The organism is Saprospiraceae bacterium (assembly GCA_016715965.1).
Lineage (GTDB): Bacteria > Bacteroidota > Bacteroidia > Chitinophagales > Saprospiraceae > Vicinibacter.
Map to the genome: position 1 here is coordinate 1,935,477 of JADJXG010000001.1, position 19,538 is coordinate 1,955,014.

The window sequence follows — 19,538 nt, forward strand, 5'->3', positions numbered from 1 at the left end:
TTTATTTATGGCTGGGTAGGTCTTCAAATGGATTGGTAAAGTAAGGATTTTTTAAATAACTGGTATCCGTAAAGGAAAATAGAAAATGAATGAGCCCTGCTTTTTCATCAGAAGTTAAAGTAAATTCGCTCATTCTGGGATCGAGGTTGGGATGGTCACGGCCATCTCCCACGCAGCTTCCTTTTTCATTTTTTCTGCCCCCTCTCGCATAAATTTCGATGACTTCGTGCAATGTTTCTGTGCTTCCATCATGAAAATAAGGTGCGGTTAAGGCGACATTTCTCAAACTGGGTATTCTGAATCTTCCAATGTCTGTGCTGTCTGAAGTTATTTCAAAGAGACCCTGATCAGAGTTGGGATACCATTCTTCACAATAATACAGACCGACATTGGCATATTCAAATCCGCGATCAGGCTCATCCAGATTTCTGCCGTTGTGACAGTTGCCACATGAAAGTCTATCGCTAAAAAACAAGTCCATCCCTGCTTTTTCCCGATACCCAAATTGTGCAGTGTCTTTTGATTCCAAATACCGGTCATAGGCACTGTTGTAGGAATTTAATTTTTTTTGATAGGCAGCAATGGCTTTGATAATATTTGGAAATTGGATGCCCGGATCTGATTGAGGGAATATTTTTTTGAATGCCTTTTGGTAATATTTCTTTTGTGACAAGTTGTAGAGAATGCTTTCTTCATGACCGGTGACACCCATCTCAGGTGGGTGTGTTGAAAAGAGTGGTCTAAGCATTTGTGATTCCAATGAACGTAAGGTATCGTTGGCCCAGCTTAAAGCAATCCGTTCGCTTACATTTAAAAGAGAAGGAGTGTTTCGCCGGACATGATCTCCATAAAGTCCGACAGAATGTTTGTAACCATCGCTATAGGAAAAAACCGGATCATGACATGAAGCACAGGATTTGCTACCATTGGCAGATAGAAGTGGATCAAAAAACAAAAAATGACCAAGTTCCTCCAGACTATTTATTTGAAAACCGTCTTTATCCGTTTTGAAATTGGCAAACAGAAGAACAAAATATAAGGACAATAATAGAATTCCGAGATTTAATTGAGTAAGCACTTAAGACAGATTGCTTCCATGAATGAAATCAGCAACAATATATATTCTTTCAAGCCTGTGCATCATTGTTGCAAGTTTTATAATATGGTAGATTGAACAAGGACAAATAAGGATTTATCGTGTAGAATATAATCTATTTGCGGATTTGTTTTTTTTATCAAAGAACAAATCAGGTATTTTAAAATTTGACAAAACGTTCTGTTGTTATTTTTTCCCTGGTTGAAATCATTAAGGTGTAAATACCGGGTAAAAGTGAAGAGGCATCAATGGTTTGATGATTTAACTTTAATGGTATAGTTTGACCATTGGAAGAAATACAATGCACACCGATGGGATCAATCGTTGAGTCCAAGATCAATTGATTGTTGGCAATATTGGAAACAAGCAATGATTTTTCAACATCTGCTGGATTGGATTGATTGCTGGAAATTTGGTCAACAATAAAATATCCAGGGCTTATTCCTGTATTGAATTCTTCAATTATCTCCAGGTCTTTGTTCATGATGAACACTTTTCCAAAGGAAAAAAAATCGGTTACGCCACCGAGTATAAATTCTGATTTGAGATCATAACTCAATCCGTAATAACTTGCATTTGCGTTTTTGTAAAATCCGGCCAGGTCATTGTTCAGATCGTATCTTCCGGTTTCATTTTTTCCACTTTCCTGATAAACAATCGATGATTCAACCAAAACGGAAGTACCGCAAAGCGAGCTTATATTGGGTAGCAAAGTAGTGGAGACCACTTCACCCCGATCAATGGATATTTTGGAAATAGTACTTCCATCGGTAAAATTCCGATTGTTCAATGTGTATAAATGGTTTTTGTAGTGGACCAGGTTTTCTGGATTTTTTGATTCTGGACCAAGATCAATGGTTTTCTCCAATTCCAGTTTATTCAGATCAATGACCAAAATTTTACCTACTTCATTTCCAAAGTCAAAGCCGTTGTTTGCGATGATGTAGGCTTTTTGATCGTGCACCAAAATGTTTTCGGTGGTAAATGAAAATTCGGAAGCCGGCAGTTCGTATTTTAATTCCAAATTTGATTTATCATAGATCTGTACATAAGAATTCAGCTGAACCAGGTACTCACCACGGGAAACAATCAAATATTGATCTGTGGTAAAGATTTTGCGGACCCCTTTTACTTTTAATTCAGATAGAAGGGCATGGGTTTTTAATTGATATCGGAGAATTTTTTCGTCTGCGGCAATCCAGTAGCTATCTCCGTCCAAATGTAAATCGGATGCGAAACGGGAACCTTCTATATCGTACAATTTAGTATATTGCTTATCGGTTAAGGAATAAGAACCAAAACTGACGGCTTGTATCATCTGGCCTGTGCTAAAATCCAAAGCGCCTTCGTTGAGCACGAGGATGTTTTGTGAACGCAAAGAGAAAAATGCCAAACATACAAGGAGGAATGAATACAAGATTTTAATTTTCATATTTTTAGATTATTTTGCAAATATAAATCTTTTAAGGGTTTCTGGTGGCAAATTAAGCGTTCTTTGAAAATCACCCAAACAAAAGCATTGATCGTAGACTACTACCTGTAAAGTTGAGTCAGTTGAAGTTCTTCAAAAACCTTTTCCGGTACCATGTAACGGACAGATTTTCCTGCTTTTAAAAGCGATCGGATCAGGGTGGATGACAAATCCAGCAATGGAGCATCGGTTATTGTGATAGAAGGATGGTCTCTCAAAGTGGAATCAATAATCGATGAACCCGATCTTTGATATACATAGATTTGGTGTTTTTCAAGAATCAAGGAATAGTTTTTCCATTTTGGCAAACTCACCAAATTATCGGCACCCATGATCAAAGAAAATTGATGACTTGGATACTTTTCTTTGAGATGGGTAAGGGTGTCAATGGTATAAGAAGGCTGCGGCAATGAAAATTCGATGTTGGAGACGGATATTTGTGGATTGTCTTCAACCGCAATCTGCGCCAGATAAAATCGGTCATGGTCTCTTGCCAGACTACTTTTTTCTTTGAATGGATTGTGAGGGCTGACCACCAGCCATATTTTTTCAAGGTTTGTAATATTCAGCAGATGTTGTGCAATAATCAAATGACCTGTGTGAATCGGGTTAAAAGATCCGAAGAAAAGGCCAATTCTCATTAGTAATTGGTTACTACCAACATGAGTAAATCTTCACCTGCCGCTTGTTCGGTAGGCAATAGCAAGGATGGTTTGTTGGAAGAACTGATTTCGAATCTGACCATTTCTGATTCAATCACTGTCAGCATTTCCAAGACAAATCTTGCATTCAATCCTAAATTGATGGGCTCACCCTGATAGCTGCATTCCATCTGTTCGGTCGCTTCGTTGTTAAAGTCAAGATCTTGTGCATTGATGGTTAAGCTACTTTGTTGAACATTGAATACTACCTGACTGGTCGATTTGTTGGCAAAAATCATCAACCTGCGCAACACTGTAATCAGTTCTTCGCGATTGACCTGCATGATATTGGGATTATTGGTGGGAATAACCGCGTTGTAATCTGGAAACTTTGCTTCAATCAATCGGGTAGAAAAAATAATATTGTCAAAAGCAAAAAATGCCTTGGCCTTGCTAAAATAAATCGTAACCTGACCCTCTTTGGGCAGAATGGATTTGAGGGCGAGCATCGATTTTTTTGTAAACAGCAAACTGGAAGCAACGTCAGATCTGACATCCAGAAAACTGTACCGGACCAGTTTGTGGGCATCGGTGGCAGCGAAGGTGACATGGTTAAAATCAATGGTCAAATTGATTCCACGCATGGCCTGCCGCATTTCATCATTGCTTGCGGCAAATACCGTTTTATCAATGCCTCTTTGGATATGAATAGATTCCATGACAATCTGATCTTCCTCTGCAGGTTTCTCAATTTCAGGAAAATCTTCTGCTTTTTCTCCTACCAGTTTGTATTTACCAGAAGATGAAGTCAACTCAATTCCTCTGGTGTCTGTGTCGATGACAAAATGGAGCGGTTGTTCGGGTAAGGATTTTAATGTTTCGAGAAGTGTTTTACCCGGAATGGCAATTTTTCCATTTTCACTGCCATTTACCTGCACTTCCGTAGAAATGGTCACTTCCAGATTGGAGGCTGCGATTGAAAGTTTGTTTCCTTCCAAAACAAAGAGAAAATCTTCCAATACCTGCATGACGGGGTTGGCAGTCAAAGCAACGGATGCGGTTTGCAGTGGCTTTAAAAGGGTGGATGTAGAGGCAGTGAATTTCATGATTTTGGTCTTTTCTTATTTGAGAACCGCAAAATTAAGCTTCCGGAGGCACATTTTTACATCTAAGCGATAAAAAAATGAACAGCTGAGCAATTCTGGGAAATCGCTGGTATGATTCGGTCAAAAATTATATAATATTAATTATTTTTAAAATGTGTAAATAATTAAAATTAAATAAATTGTATTGTATTTCATCATTTTATTGCACAAAACAGACGTTCTAAAGAATTCAATAAATGAATAGTATCACCGAAATGCTTAATTCTCTGCAATTTTGTCTTTTGAATTGAAAAACCGATTTTTGAAAACAAACGATACCGAATCCTCCAATCCGATTGTAAAAATCCCTGCGCTAAATTGGGATCTTAAATTTCCGGTGCACCATGAGACCTATCTTGAGTCAGGAGCAAGAGTCTTTTCTCTATCCCCTCAAAGTCCAAATCTTTGCTATTTTGAACTGGTGTTTGAGAATGGCAGACGATCAGAACTTTATCCCCTGACCGCAAGAATGACTGCAGCGCAAATTCAGGAAGGAAGCAGAGATTTTACGCAAAAGGAAATTGTTGATTATTTTGATTTTCATGGCTGCAATTACAGTTTGATCGCAGATCTTGATTTTACGGTTTTTTCAGTGAGTTGTCTTCAAAAGCATTTTGAAAAATTATTTGACTTTTGCATTGCCCTTCTTGCCTTTCCTAGCTTCCCATCCGATAAACTGGCACAGAGCAAAATATTTATGAAATCACAATTGGGACATCAACTTGCTGAGCCTGATTATGTGTCGTACCGAGAAATGACTGCACATTTGTATGGTGCAGATTCATTTTATGCTTATAACTCATCTCCGGAACTGATCGACGCAGTTGGCAGAGATCATCTGGTTGAATATCATCGGATGAATTATGCCCAGGATTTGTTGTCCATATTTTATGTTGGGCAAGAAATGGAAAAGCCTTTTTGGGCTGCAAAATTATCTTCGCTTCCTGTCAAATCAGCACCTGCTATTCCTGTAAAAGTTTTTCGATATGGCATGCCGGTTCAAAAACACTTTCCCATCCCACACTGTAGTCAGACCAGTTTGAAAATGGGTTGTGGGCTCTTTGCAAAATCCTGTCAGGATTATGATGGTATGTATATTCTGAATAGTTTGTTGGGAGATTATTTTGGGTCAAGGCTGATGCGCAATATTCGCGAGGAGCATGGCCTCACCTATGATATTCATTCCACCCTGGATATCCAATTGCACGGAGGTTGTTTTTACATCAGTGCCGAGATCAACGCCGATGAAAAACAGAAGACCATTGATTTAATAAGGTTGGAATTACAGAAATTGCGGACAGAACCAGTTCCCGAAGATGAATTGCAAATGGTTAAAAATTACCTGAACGGGCATTTGCTTCGAATGACCGATGGTTCTTTTCAGTCCATTCAATTGCTAAAAATACTCATGATGGAATTTAAAACAATGGAGGCATTTGACCGGTTGGTCAAAAAAATAAGGAGCATCGAACAGGACGAGTTGATGCAATTGGCCGGGAAATATCTACATGAAGACAAAATGTCTGTTGTCACAGCGGGAATATGAATTTTTTAGACCAAATGGATTGAATTCATTTAACTTTCCACTTTCAAAACGATGTTGCCAATGAATACAACTAAAACCAACTATGGAGCACTGAGTACTTTGATCACTGTGTTTTTTTTCTGGGGGTTTATTGCTGCTGGCAATGGTGTGTTCATTCCCTTTTGTAAAAATTATTTTCAGCTGGATCAGTTTCAAAGTCAGTTGGTAGATTTCGCATTTTACGGAGCTTATTATATGGGTGCACTTGGACTTTTTATCGCGGGCAGCGTCCGACTCAAAGACATTGTGGCTGAATGGGGATATAAGAAGAGCATTGTGATCGGATTACTGATCTCACTAATCGGTGCAATTGCAATGATCCTGGCCGTCCGGTCTGGGTCTGGATTTAATTTATTCCTGTTTGCTTTTTTTATTTTGGCATTGGGCTTTTCCTTACAACAAACTGCCGCCAATCCTTTTGCAATTTTGTTGGGAGATCCTGCCACTGGTTCCAATCGAATAAATTTAGGAGGAGGCATCAATTCATTTGGCACGACCATTGGACCCATCGTTGTTGCTCTGGTATTGTTTGGGACCACCAGTTACAGCGATGATATGCTTACAAGTCTGAAGCTTGGTAAAGTGATCTGGCTTTATGTCGGAGTCGGAATGTTGTTTTTAATGGCAGCAATGCTGTTTTATTTCTCCAAGAAAGTGCCTCTCGGAAAAACCGATCAACTGGCTGATAAATCCAATAAAGCGGTCTGGTTGATGATGGCAATCACCCTGGGCCTGGTGGTTTGTTTTTATCCTGTTTTTGATTCCTACAGGATCGATTTGACAATTTTGGATGAAAAAGCACTCGCAGATCTCGAGTACAAACGAATGTATTGGTTGTGTGGTGCCTTATTGGTGCTTATTCTGGGTTTGCTTTTGGCCAAATATGCTTCTTGGAAAAATGAAAAGGGTTGGGGAGCTTTAAAACATCCTCAACTGATACTTGGCATGATTGCCATTTTTGTGTACGTCGGAGTGGAAGTAACGATCCAAAGCAATCTTGGCGAACTGCTCAAGCAGGACGCTTATGGAGGATTGCAGGCAGCAGATATTGCTCCCTATATTTCGATGTATTGGGGAAGTCTGATGATTGGGAGATGGACCGGAGCGATACCTGTTTTTAATCTGTCAGAAAGTTGGAAAGGTAGATTGGTTTGGATTGTTCCCATGGTGGCGTATGGGCTTGTTTTGATCTTAAATATCATAGCCGGAAAAGAAATGTCCGCATTGTATTATTATGCAATTTGTGTGTTGATTTTGATATTTTCTTTTATGCTGAGCAAGAATCGACCTGTATTTACCCTAATGTTATTTAGCGGCTTGAGTATGCTGGCAATGTGTCTTGGCTTAATGACGACAGGCATCGTTTCGATTTATGCATTTTTAAGTGGAGGTTTGTTTTGCAGCGTAATGTGGCCTTGTATTTTTTCACTTTCGTTGGCCGGATTGGGCAAATATGAGACTCAGGGATCTGCTTTTCTAATCATGATGATTCTGGGTGGAGCGATCATTCCTCCGGTGCAGGGAAAACTTGCAGATATTTCTTCAGTTGGCATCCATCAATCCTACTGGCTTACTGTATTTTGCTTTGCCTATCTTTTGTTTTTTGCCTGGAAAATTAAAGACATCCTTAAAAGGCAGGGGATAGACTACGACCAAATTTTGCAAAAGGAAGGATCGTAGGAAATCGAAATTAGGGTTTCACCCGCCAAATTTTTTCAGCAGCCTCCATATACTCAGGCAAAGCAGCAGATCCATACCATAGATAAAGCTCTGGTGAAAGAAATCCTTCGTTGATGGCGGGATCTGATTCAATGAGTTGTTTCGCCTCTTCTAAATTGGTGGCATTCAATATAAAGATGCCCCGCAGCTGAGCATTGTTTTTTACAAAAGGACCGGCGACCACTAATTTTTTTTCAGCTGCAAGTCTTTGAATGTTTTTCAAATGTCCTGTAAAACAGCTGTCCCTGTAATTTTTATCGGTGCTTGTATTGTCCCCCGTTTTAAGAATGGCCATCACATATAGTCTCATTCCCAGTTGATCTGCGCCCAGTGCAAACGCCAATGTTGAATCGTACTTCGGATTTTCATTTTGACCAAATGATTTTATCCCGAATAAAACTACGATTCCGAAGATCATCCATTTTTTCATATCGTATTTTTAATTTTATTGAATGTAGAAATCAGAAATTGAATCAAGCATTTTGAGTTTATTTCACACTATCATTTCCGAAGTTTAATGCAAGTTACAACTTTTGCAAAATCTCAACAGCCATCCAACAAATCCCAACCATCAAAGATAAATACAAAACTAAAAATGATCCCTCATCCAATGATTGTTTAAATCCAATGACCTAAATTTAATCCGTAAAACTTAAAGAATTATGTCTCCTCCCTCAATCCTCCAAGATCGATTTCTGTATTGTCTCCGATGTTATAGCTCAGAGCACTGCCTTTAATCATGGCGTCATTTCCAATAATGGATTGATCGAGTACAACAGATTGCAAAATGGTATAATTGCCAATAATAGAATTGCTGAGAATGGAATAATCTATTTTAGCCCCTTCACCAATGGTGACATTGGGTCCTAGGATGCTGTGTTTTATTTCGCAATCCCGCCCAATGATTACGGGTGGGATAATGATGCAGCTTTCACAGGGCATGGCCTTTCGCAAATCTTCTCTTCTTGCCAATAGTGTTGCATTGGTTTTTAAGAGTTGCTCTTTCTTCCCACAATCAAACCAGTTTTTTACTTCCATCACCCCCATTTTTTCACCTTGCAGAATCATTTGCATCAAGCCGTCCGTCAGGTGAAATTCACCTCTGGTTCGCAGGTTGTTTTTTATGTTGTGTTCGAGCGCGGATTTCAGACTGGAGAAATTTTTTATAAAATACAGTCCTACCAGGGCCAGATTGGATTTTGGGATTTGGGGTTTCTCCACCAATTTTTTAATTTGTCCCTCTTCATCCAACTCGACCACTCCAAAAGATCTTGGATCACTTACTTTGCGGACTGCCAGTGTGTGATGTTTGGAATTCATGAGTACCTGAAGATCAATGTCCAGGATGGTATCTCCCAGTTGAATTAAAACATCCTGACCTTCGCCGATTAATCCAGAACAACTTAAAATAGCCTGCCCCAATCCTTGTCGGTCGTTTTGGTGGACGTATTCTTTTTGGATATTTGGGTATGCTTCTTCCAGATAGTCTTTGATCTTATCTCCCAGGTATCCAATGACAAAAATGAATTCTTTCATTCCGGACTCGATCATCTGGTCCAGAATAAATGCAATAATGGGTTTGCCCGCCACCGGTATCAAGGGTTTGGGTTGAGTATAGGTAAATGGGCGAAGTTTGGTGCCCGCACCTGCTACTGGAATGATGGCCTTCATCGACTGAGATGCATGCAAATCCTATGCCTGAATGCAATTTAGAGAAAATTTTATCAAAATTTATCTTTGGATGGGCACTAGCGAATAAAACCAACCGGCATTTTTTCGTCGTAATCTCCTGCAATCATTGGTGTCTGCGCCAGTCCGGTGTATTCTCTGACCCTTCCATAGACGAAATCAAACAACTCCCGGATGGTGATGGTCTTGTTGGTGTCCAGATCAGCCTCTCCTTTGAGACCCCGGATCAGATAGTGTGAAAAAATTCCTTGACGAAGCCCTCCGTCTTCCAGAGAAAACTCCCTTGCTTTGGAAGACATGACAAAAGCACTCCCTCCCGAACTCTTGTCCAACTCTTCATAGAAAAACATCAAAGAAGAGGCATAAGGTCCTTTGGCAGCCAAGAGACTTCCGGAATGGCAGGCATCGGCATAACATATTTTGTGCCTGGCTTTTGATTTGGAAAACAAGTTTATCACTTCATCATGGGTTATGGCATTTTGATAACCATCGTAGTCAATGGGGAGAAAAGTACCTTCCAGGCCATGACCGGAAAAATAGAGAACAACCATGTCATTGTCATCGGCTTTAAGATAGAGTTCGTTCATGGCCTTCAATATATTCAATCGGGATGCGTCTTCATCCACCAGAATGCGGATTTGAGATTCTGGCAGAGCGCCCCCTTCCGGACTTTTATAAAAAGCGTACATCCGGTAGGCATCGTCGTCAGAATATTTCAAGGTCGGCATGTGTTCATAACGGCTCACGCCAACGATCACTGCCCAAATTTTGACTTCATCATTCTGGTCTATTTGTACGGTTTCATCCAGGACAAATTCTTTTTTATGATGAAGTTGTTTGATGGCTTCGCCGTTTTTCCAGATCGCTCCATAAACCAAGCCGGATTTAAAATACATGGTTCCCTCTCCGTGTGGTGCATGATTTTCCCAGTCGCCTTCGTACCGGTCTCCATTGGCATAATAGCATATTCCTTGTCCTTTGGCCTCGCCATTCGAAAACTCTCCTACGTATTTTGAACCATCTGCATAATCCAAAATTCCTTTCCCGGATTTACAAAAAGTCTTGTTGCAATTGGGTAAAGCATTCTCTGACTGAGTCAATTGAACCTTGGAAGAATCCGCGCTCAGCAATTTCATGTCCGCAATGGGTTCCGATTCATCCAACACCCTTATGGGTTTGTCCTCCACCCAATCACCCGATAGTATTTTGCCTTTGGCGTCGGTGTATTCACCATATCCATGTCTTTTCCCATTTTTCCAGTCACCGTTGTAATGCGAACCGTCTGAATAAAAGTACCTTCCCTTGCCTTCAAAAACCCCTTTGAGAAACTGGCCTTCATATCTCTCCCCTGATTTCTGATAGAGACTGCCTTTGCCATTGGGCGAATCGTCCATCCATTCACCAGTGTAGCGATGGCCGTCTGCAAATTCCATGGTACCCGTGCCTTGCATTTTATCCGCTATAAATCCTCCGGTGTATTGGTTTCCGTTTTTAAAAACCATTTTACCCTCACCATGTCTTTTTCCATGATACCAGTTGCCGAGATATTTAGATCCATTCGAATAATAAAAGACTCCTTTGCCATGCATTTTTCCGGATTGAAACTCTCCGGTGTATCTGGCTTTGCTCGCAAAAAGGTAGCTGCCAAATCCATTCAAACAATTACCGCGAATGCAGGATTGAGCCTGAATATTTTGATGCGTGATAAACCAGAATGCAGAGAGACATAGCACCCATTGAAAACCTTTTGGTTTTGGGACAGGAAGGGATGCTTGTTGGGCTAGCTTATTCATAAATACTGTATTAAAAGGATAAATATATAACAAAAAATTGTAATATGGGTTTAATTTGGACAATCGGCCTTTATTTTTGTTACAGAAATCCTAACAGAGAACAAGCCCACTTTATTATTTGGTATCGGGGATTATATTTGTGCAAGATTTACAATTTATGAAAAACTTAAGTATATTATTAATAGCACTCTTTTTTGCAGCTTGTAAAAATCAAGCACCCAATGAATCTGCACCTGCTGCCATGGCAAGTCATTTAGCGGTCTATGGTGATTCCATTTCAACAGATGGAGCCATTGGAGTGACTGATGCTTTGGGAAATCTGAAGACCCAGGATTCCGTTTTTTGCACCGTCAGCGGCTATGTCACCAGCGTGTGTAAAGTGAAGGGATGTTGGATGGTCCTTAGCGAAAACCCGCAGGATAGCACTGGTTTTTTTGTGAAATTTAAGGATTATGGTTTTTTTGTTCCACTGGAGTTTGAAGGAACAAAAGTTGTTGTAAAGGGAAAAGCATTCAAAGAAGTTACCGGCGTGGATGAATTAAAACACTATGCTGAAGACGAGGGCAAATCACAAGCAGAAATCGATGCCATCACCCAGCCGCAGGAAGAAATGAAATTTATGGCGGACGGAGTCGTTGTATTGGAAGAAAAAAAATAATCGAGAATGGGACAAACAGCTCATCTACTGGGAAGTCAGGCTGCCTTTTACCTGGAACATCAATGTAAAACGATTGACAAAAGCCATTTGCATTTACCCGGACCTGAAAGCGTAGAGCGCATTTGGACCATGTCCAATCGCAACAACCGGGTGCTTTCCAGCCTTCAACAGATTTTTTCTCACGGCAGATTGTCTGAGACAGGATATGTCTCTATTTTGCCTGTGGATCAAGGCATCGAACACAGTGCCGGAGCTTCCTTTTCACCCAATCCCATTTATTTTGATCCGGAAAATATTGTCAAATTGGCCATTGAAGGAGGTTGTAATGCAGTTGCGTCCACCTTTGGTGTCCTTGGAGCTGTATCCAGAAAATATGCCCATCGAATACCATTCATTGTCAAAATCAATCACAATGAATTGTTGACCTATCCCAATAAATTTGATCAAATCATGTTTGGTGGAATCAAAGATGCCTGGAACATGGGAGCAGTAGCGGTGGGCGCCACCATTTATTTTGGTTCGGATGAAAGTGGGCGACAAATCGTCGAAGTGTCGGAAGCATTTGAGTATGCCCATGAGTTGGGTCTTGCCACCGTGCTATGGTGTTATCTCAGAAATCCATCCTTTAAAAAAGATGGAAAGGATTATCACAACGCTGCTGATTTGACAGGACAAGCCAATCATCTGGGGGTGACCATACAGGCAGATATCATCAAGCAAAAGTTACCCACCCTCAACAATGGTTATGAAGCTTTGAACATGGGCGGTTCGTCTTATGGAAAATTGAACCCTAAAATGTACTCAGAACTTAGTTCAGATCATCCGATTGATCTTTGCCGATATCAGGTAACCAATTGCTATATGGGGCGATCGGGCTTGATTAATTCTGGTGGCGAATCCAAGGGAGAATCGGATTTTCAGGAAGCTGTTACCACCGCGGTGATCAACAAAAGGGCCGGTGGTATGGGACTTATTTCCGGCCGGAAAGCTTTTCAAAAACCTTATTCAGAAGGAATCAAATTGTTGAATGCCATCCAGGATGTATATCTGGACAAGGAAGTTACCCTGGCTTAAGATTTAGGCTTTAAATGGCAATGTTTTTTCAGAGGGCAATCCCAGGATTAGTCCAGACTTTTCCTTTTTAATCCAAAGTTTTCAACCAAAATGAAATTTGCAGCTCCCGGATGGAGTTCATTATGAGCGATTGCATTCATTTGGGTTTAACCCAGAATTGTCATTAGATTTTGTAATGAGAGCCAAAAGAGCAACAAAGGCAAGACTCCTCGAAAGAAATTCGCGCGGAGGTGAAGTTATATTTCATTGAGCACGAATTTCGAGAAGAGGCTTGCATTTAAAGCTATTTTGGCTCGTAATAGAATTCTAATGACAATTCTGGGTTCAATAAATTTGAAGGCAGATAAAAAAAAGGAGCCAATTTAATTTGGCTCCTTTTTTAGAAGAATCAGTGCCTTGTTTCTTCTGAAAAAATCAAATTGCAATTACTTTTTTTCCGGTGTCGTAGAGATGCTCATATCGCGAATGCATTGATATTTTCCATCTTTCTTCTTGAAAACAGATAAATAGTATCCTTTGTCTTTTTCTGTGCTATCAGGAGCTACTTCTGTCCAAGAACCGATCTCTACCGCCAAATCTCCATCCGCAAATAAATCCACGATCTTATAAACATTTTGATTGCCGGATGAATCAGCCGCCATTCTGCTGGCAATTCTTTCTTTGATGGCGCTTCTACCCACAATTGGGTCATTGCCTTTGTGATAACTAACGGCATCTTCACTGTAATAGGCAGCAACTGCCTCCGCGTCTTTTGCTTTTTCTCCTGCAGCAAATCCATCTTCCATGGCCTGAATTTCAGTTTTCAATGCATCCATGTCAATGCTTGCCGCTGCCGGAGTTTCTGCAGGTTTTGCACAGGAAGATAATAAAACCAGGATTGCTCCTGCCAAGTTCAGAATAAGATTTTGTGGTTTCATTTGATATGATTTTGTTTTGTTGAATAATCTCCAAAGTTAAAAGAAACAATCAGTTTTTAAAGCAATTGACATAGGAATACAAGCAAATTGTGATCAAATTGGGATTCTATTGACAAATCGTTATAATATACGCCCCTTGCTTGCTAAATGATGGTCATTTTTTTTTCAGCATGGTTTCCCATTCATTGTACAAATACCCTTCGCACGCGATGTGAAATACCGCATAGAATTTCATAAGGTATGGTATCACACAATTCGGCAAGTTGGCTGATGTCGTTGTTTTTCCCAAAGATCTCTACCTCATCTCCTTCGATGGCTTCAGGAATGTCCGTGACATCCACCATGCACATGTCCATGCAGACCACCCCGATCAACGGTTGCCTTGATCCATGGACCAACACCTTAAATTTTCTTTCACCGGCGATGCGCGGTAAGCCATCAGCGTACCCCATACTCAGGACCGCAATACGCGAAGCACGATGGACCTTGCCAGATCGATTGTAGCTGATGGTTTGTTCTTTTTCCACCGTTTTGATTTGGCTGATTCTGGTTTTGAGGCTGTGAACTCTTTCCAATACATGGGAAATGTAAGGGTCATGGTCGATACCGTATAAACCAATGCCCAATCTGACCATGTCCAATTGGAGTTCCGGGTGTCTGCTGATTCCTCCACTGTTTAAGAGGTGTGCAATCGGTCGATAAGCTATGGTATCGCAAATCTGGTCAAAGGCTTTTTTAAATACTTCAAACTGACGTTTTGTAAATGGATCAAACTCCTCTTGATCGCTTGCAGACAAATGACTGAATACGGATGCGATTTTGATGTGCGGGTTTGATAGGATCAAATTTGACACAGTGCTTACATCCTCTGGAGCAAGTCCGAGTCGATTCATCCCGCTTTCGATTTTGAGATGAATTTCGATGGGATTACCGCCTACCGAGTCCAGAATTCTTTGAATCTGAGTAGCTGAAAAGATCTCTGGTTCGAGTTGGAATTCCATTAGTTCGCCAAAATCAGCATGGGCTGTATTCATCACCATGATTCTGCTGCGGATTCCTTTTTGTCTGAGCAAAATCCCCTCGTCGGGATAGGCTACAGCAAGATAATCCACTCCTTTGTGTTCAAGAAATTTGGCGATTTCATATTGTCCCGAACCATAAGCAGATGCCTTGACCACTGCCATGATTCTGGTACTTGGTTTGAGACGGGATTTGTAAACAGATACATTGTGGAGAATAGAGGCCAGGTCCACTTCGAGAATGGTATCATGTCTGGATAGAGAGAAGGACTGAAAAAACTTTTCAAGGGCAAATTGTCTGGCACCTTTAATCAAAATACATTCTCTGTGAAATCCAATGCCATCGGCTTGTTGAATCAAATGCTCTGTGCTGTTGAAATGGTGAAACGCGATGTTTGGATTCAGGTAGGATCTTATTCCCGCTATTTGTTCTCCAATGGCGACGACCCTGCGAATTTTAAATTGATGGATCAATCCGGAGAGTTCAGTGAGCAATGCAGTGTCGTGATCTCTTCTGGCAAAATCAGAAAGCACCAGACTGCGCGACAAATTATCGTTTTGCTGATCGAGAAATCGCAAGGCCAGAGAAAGTGATTTTAAGTCCAGTGAATAACTGTCATTGATTAAAACACATTCGTGGAGTCCTTCTTTTTGTTCGAGTCGGAGTCGCAGTCCATGCAGCTTCTGGACGGTCTGCTGAATTTCATTTTCTGTCAGACCAAAATACAGCGCAGCGATGATGCAATGTGTCAGATTTTCGATGGAGGCCTGGTCTTTGAAAGGAAGTTCAAAATGAAAATCTTGTGAGTTCCAATTGAATTTCAAGGACGGAAAATCCGATTCACTCTTTTGATGGAGATGGATTTGAAGCTGGTTGTGAACCCCGGCACCCCAACTGATGGCGGCTGGATCTTCTTGCAGTACTTCGTGTAAATCCGGATAATCTCCACAATACAAATAATTCTTGCAGCGCGCAAACAGCCTTTTTTTCTCCAGAATTTTTTGATGGCGGTGTAGAAAGCCGTTGTCATGGGCGTCTCCGATGTTGGTAAAAATACCAAAATCCGCCGCGATGATTTCAGACAGAGTTTGCATCTCACCCGGCTGAGAAATTCCTGCTTCAAAAATCGCAATTGAATGAGAGGAATCCAAATCCATGACAGACAAGGCCACACCCAGCTGACTGTTGTAGCTCTTTGGATTTCTGCAAACATTGTATTGCTGACCCAATAATTGGCTCAGCCATTCCTTGGTGATGGTTTTGCCATTGCTCCCTGTGATTCCGATGACAGGTAGATTGAAATTTTTGCGGTGATGAGCAGCCAATGTTTGAAGTGCAGCCAGGCTGTCGTCCACCTGCAAAATCCATACATGATCCATGGGTTCTATTGGATGATGGGTCACAAAAGCTGCGACGCCTTTTTGGACCAGTTCAGGAATGTAGAGATGTCCGGCTGTATGAATTCCATCCAATGCAAAGAATACAGTTTTCTCCGGTAAGGTCACATACCTCGAATCTGTTTCTACTTTTGAAAGAACCAATGAGTCCGGACCACTGCATCGCTGCTTGGCGTGAAGGATTTCGCTAAGTTCATGAATGGTATAGCTTTTCATGATAAATCAAAACCGATGTCTTTGCGGTAATATTTGCCTTCAAATGAAATTTGATTTGCCAGATCCATTGCTTTCTGAACGGCAGAAACTCTGTCCTCTGCCAGGCAACTGACTGCGAGCACACGTCCACCGGAAGTAATGAGAGCATGGTCTTTTTGAGCGACAGCTGCAAAGAATATATGTTCGTTTGATTTCAATGCGGGCATATGGCCAATGTGTTTCCCTTTTTCGAATTCTCCGGGGTATCCGCCGCTCACCAGGAAGACGGTTGCTGCGTGTTGATCAGAAATTTTGAGCCTGGTGTTTTCCAGTTTTCCCTGATGACAAAGCAGACAAAGTTCTACAAGGTCAGAATCAAGTCTCAGGAGGATGGATTCTGTTTCAGGATCTCCCAGACGGCAATTGTATTCGATGACATAAGGCTCATTATTTACCTTGATCAGACCAAAGAAAATAAATCCCTGATACGCCAGACCGTCTTTTTGCAGACCTTGTATGGTAGGCAGGATAATTTTGTTTTTCACTTTTTCCATCATGACTTCATCGGCAAAAGCTACCGGAGAGATGGAACCCATTCCCCCTGTATTGGGTCCGGTGTCCGCTTCACCCACTCGTTTGTAATCTTTGGCGGTGGGAAGCAATGCATATTGATTTCCATTGGTAAGAACGAATACCGAAAATTCTATTCCACTTAAAAATTCTTCCAGTACAATTTGAGTAGAAGCATCGCCAAATTTTCCGCCGAGCATGGAGCGGATTTCCTCTTCTGATTCGGCTTGACTTTGGGTGATCACTACACCTTTTCCAGCAGCCAGTCCATCCGCTTTGATGACCAGTGGAAGGCCCAGGGATTTTCCGTATTCGATGGCTTCTTCTATCTGATGATGATTGAAAGATCGGTATCGGGCGGTAGGAATGTTGTGCCTGAGCATAAATTGTTTGGCGAATGCTTTGCTTGCTTCCAGCTGAGCTCCTTGTTTTTTTGGTCCGATGAGTATAAGCTTCGGATGATGGATTTCCAGAAAATCCATGAGTCCTTCAGCCAGAGGTGCTTCGGGACCACAGATGACCATATCCATGGAATGGGCTCTGCACAAATCGAGAATGTCCTGATGATGTCCAATGTCCATGGGGTGTAGCATCCCAAGTTTAGTCATTCCGGGATTACCGGGTGCAATGTGCAGTTCTGTGGTCAGAGGGCTTTGGGAAAGTTTATAAGCCATGGCGTGTTCACGGGCACCGGATCCCAGAAGGAGAATTTTCATACGACTTTAGTCTGATTTTGGTCTTGCAAAGATAGTTTAAAATCAACTCCGGACTGGCTCAATAATGCTGATGTGGCAGGGTAATCTCAATATGTACCTACGTGTAGTTTTTTAATATTACGACAATCACCAACTTATATATTTTTGAAAAACACTTTTGATGGATGGGTCATTCTGGTATAAGACCGGAATTGGCCAGAGAGAAAAATTATTTTTGTTGTTTGGCTTAATTATTCTGCTATTTTTACACAATCAAACAAAACCTTTAAAAACATTAATTATGGCTACTACAAGATTTACAAATTTGTTGTTTTTTCTTTTATTAATCCTTATTGGGGTTTCTGGATGTTGCGACATTTGTTCAAGCTGTTGTAAGGAACCTGTAGACGATCCTTGCGTTCGACCAAGTACAATTGCGGCCAATCAAAATATCTGTCCTTCTCCAAAAGAAATCTCATTTTCAGTAAGAAATTTTAAATTAGATCCAGCAAATTCCAGCGAAAGAAAAATCTCTTTAAAATATGTTTGCAACCAATTGATTATTGATAAGAGTGATAAAGATTTGGTTTATGATAGCATTCTTCCTGTGTTGAAAAAACATGGCTATGTAAAAATAAAAACTTGTCCGTGTGGAGAAAATTTTGAATTGTGGGAAAGTTCTGATATTTCTGTTGATCCAATTGATGTAGTACCCCCACCTCCTGTTGCGGGTACAGGAACTGTTCGATCTGTTGGTGTTCCGAATTTTTATTTGAATGAAGATACCATTGCAATTTCAGATTTAGAACTTCCAGAATCGTTAACTGGTAAAATGATAGAATGTAGAGGACCTGATGGTGTAAAAATAGCAATTTTGGACTCAGGTGTTGAATTGGATCCAAATCAATTTTTAAGCTACCTGCGCCAACGTCCAGAAGGCAATTGGAATTATTTTAATAATGGAATTCCATGTTGTAAAAGCTCAACCAATCAATATGGTATAAATATGGTTTTATCGTCTAGTTCATTTGGAAGTGAACCAGACGATAAGATGGGGCATGGTACTGCAGTGAATGCGGTTTTAGCAGGAAGGTCCGTTCCAAATTTTGGACTTACTATTGATATGAAAATAAACAACGTTGCTATATTCGGGACAGCTTCAGGAGCAGGCACATTATTTGATGCCCTTTGTGGACTGCAGTATGCAATTGATCAGCAATCGCAAATAATTAACATGAGCTGGGGTCTTTCGTATGGAAATACCCATTCTGACAGTAAGGTAATATTGATTATTGATAAACTAAAAGAACAATTTCGTGGAATTTTTAGAAGCAATCCGGATATACTTTTCGTTGCAGGTGCAGGAAATGATAGTTGTGTGATGGGAGATTATTTGTTTTTCCCAGCGTGTTTGGCCAATTCCGATAGTGTCAATAATTTGATTTCAGTTGGAGCATTGAATAAAAAAGAAGATGGGCTTGCAGAGTTTTCAAATTTTGATACATCAGGAGTAGGTAGGATGGTTGATTTTTATGTAACAGGTGAGAGAATTATTGCACCTGCCATACCTGAAAATGCTGACTTGATCAGTGGTTCAACAAGAACTTTAAAATATATGTCAGGCACGTCTTATGCGGCTCCATTGGTAAGTAGGATGGCAAGTATACTGATTAGTCAGGGTTTAAGTCCGGCAGACGTCAAACAAAGGTTAAAATCTATTTGTGGTACCAATTTTTATTGTGATAAAATCGGTGGAGATCTAATTAAAATTGATAGAAGTTCGCTTCAAAAATGCCTTTGTGACCTAAGATAATTCTTAAAAGGATGGATTATTTGAAAAGATTTTCAATTCTTGCTTTTCAAAGTGTTCTAT

The 19,538-nt window shown here is 40.6% G+C and carries 15 protein-coding genes; 5 read left to right on the forward strand and 10 right to left on the reverse strand.

Annotation, left to right across the window (positions count from 1 at the left end; all coding sequences use genetic code 11):
- Position 1: 1 nt before the first annotated feature.
- The 4 genes from IPM48_07320 to dnaN form a co-directional block, all read right to left on the reverse strand.
- Complete coding sequence (locus tag IPM48_07320) at positions 2–1,045, reverse strand: di-heme enzyme (protein MBK9271391.1); 1,044 nt, start codon at positions 1,043–1,045, stop codon at positions 2–4.
- 211 nt (positions 1,046–1,256) lie between these two features.
- On the reverse strand, positions 1,257–2,528 hold the full coding sequence (locus IPM48_07325) for a hypothetical protein (GenBank protein MBK9271392.1): 1,272 nt from the start codon (positions 2,526–2,528) through the stop codon (positions 1,257–1,259).
- Positions 2,529–2,629: 101 nt separating this feature from the next.
- Positions 2,630–3,208 carry a nicotinate-nucleotide adenylyltransferase gene (locus tag IPM48_07330; protein MBK9271393.1) on the reverse strand — a complete coding sequence of 193 codons (579 nt, stop codon included), beginning with the start codon at positions 3,206–3,208 and terminating at the stop codon, positions 2,630–2,632.
- Positions 3,208–4,314 carry a DNA polymerase III subunit beta gene (gene dnaN, locus IPM48_07335; protein MBK9271394.1) on the reverse strand — a complete coding sequence of 369 codons (1,107 nt, stop codon included), beginning with the start codon at positions 4,312–4,314 and terminating at the stop codon, positions 3,208–3,210. Before dnaN ends, IPM48_07330 begins: the two co-directional genes overlap by 1 nt.
- A gap of 301 nt (positions 4,315–4,615) precedes the next feature.
- On the opposite strand from dnaN, the gene IPM48_07340 reads away from it, so the two are divergent.
- Together IPM48_07340 and IPM48_07345 are read left to right on the forward strand one after the other, a co-directional pair.
- Complete coding sequence (locus IPM48_07340) at positions 4,616–5,899, forward strand: insulinase family protein (GenBank protein ID MBK9271395.1); 1,284 nt, start codon at positions 4,616–4,618, stop codon at positions 5,897–5,899.
- Between the two features lie 60 nt (positions 5,900–5,959).
- Positions 5,960–7,618 (forward strand): MFS transporter, encoded by a 1,659-nt coding sequence (locus tag IPM48_07345; protein ID MBK9271396.1) that lies wholly within the window; start codon positions 5,960–5,962, stop codon positions 7,616–7,618.
- A 10-nt stretch (positions 7,619–7,628) separates the two neighbouring features.
- Here IPM48_07345 and IPM48_07350 read toward each other — a convergent pair whose 3' ends face one another.
- The 3 genes from IPM48_07350 to IPM48_07360 all read right to left on the reverse strand — a co-directional run bounded on the left by IPM48_07350 (position 7,629) and on the right by IPM48_07360 (position 11,139).
- Entirely contained in the window at positions 7,629–8,087 is a 459-nt protein-coding gene (locus IPM48_07350; protein MBK9271397.1) for a hypothetical protein, read from the reverse strand.
- Between the two features lie 230 nt (positions 8,088–8,317).
- Positions 8,318–9,328 (reverse strand): NTP transferase domain-containing protein, encoded by a 1,011-nt coding sequence (locus tag IPM48_07355; protein ID MBK9271398.1) that lies wholly within the window; start codon positions 9,326–9,328, stop codon positions 8,318–8,320.
- Between the two features lie 77 nt (positions 9,329–9,405).
- Entirely contained in the window at positions 9,406–11,139 is a 1,734-nt protein-coding gene (locus tag IPM48_07360) for a caspase family protein (protein ID MBK9271399.1), read from the reverse strand.
- Between the two features lie 157 nt (positions 11,140–11,296).
- On the opposite strand from IPM48_07360, the gene IPM48_07365 reads away from it, so the two are divergent.
- Both IPM48_07365 and IPM48_07370 read left to right on the forward strand, forming a co-directional pair.
- A complete protein-coding gene (locus IPM48_07365; protein ID MBK9271400.1) occupies positions 11,297–11,797 on the forward strand; it encodes a DUF4920 domain-containing protein in 501 nt (166 codons plus the stop codon).
- Between the two features lie 6 nt (positions 11,798–11,803).
- Positions 11,804–12,871, forward strand: a complete 1,068-nt coding sequence (locus tag IPM48_07370; GenBank protein ID MBK9271401.1) for a class I fructose-bisphosphate aldolase — start codon at positions 11,804–11,806, stop codon at positions 12,869–12,871.
- Positions 12,872–13,296: 425 nt separating this feature from the next.
- On the opposite strand, the gene IPM48_07375 is transcribed toward IPM48_07370, so the two are convergent.
- From IPM48_07375 to purD, 3 genes are all read right to left on the reverse strand, one after another.
- Positions 13,297–13,788, reverse strand: coding sequence for a nuclear transport factor 2 family protein (locus IPM48_07375; GenBank protein MBK9271402.1), 492 nt, complete (start codon positions 13,786–13,788; stop codon positions 13,297–13,299).
- Positions 13,789–13,970: 182 nt separating this feature from the next.
- Positions 13,971–16,421, reverse strand: a complete 2,451-nt coding sequence (locus IPM48_07380; protein MBK9271403.1) for a bifunctional UDP-N-acetylmuramoyl-tripeptide:D-alanyl-D-alanine ligase/alanine racemase — start codon at positions 16,419–16,421, stop codon at positions 13,971–13,973.
- Positions 16,418–17,686 carry a phosphoribosylamine--glycine ligase gene (gene purD / locus IPM48_07385; GenBank protein ID MBK9271404.1) on the reverse strand — a complete coding sequence of 423 codons (1,269 nt, stop codon included), beginning with the start codon at positions 17,684–17,686 and terminating at the stop codon, positions 16,418–16,420. Before purD ends, IPM48_07380 begins: the two co-directional genes overlap by 4 nt.
- Before the next feature lie 280 nt (positions 17,687–17,966).
- On the opposite strand from purD, the gene IPM48_07390 reads away from it, so the two are divergent.
- Positions 17,967–19,478, forward strand: a complete 1,512-nt coding sequence (locus IPM48_07390; GenBank protein MBK9271405.1) for a S8/S53 family peptidase — start codon at positions 17,967–17,969, stop codon at positions 19,476–19,478.
- Positions 19,479–19,538 lie beyond the last annotated feature (60 nt).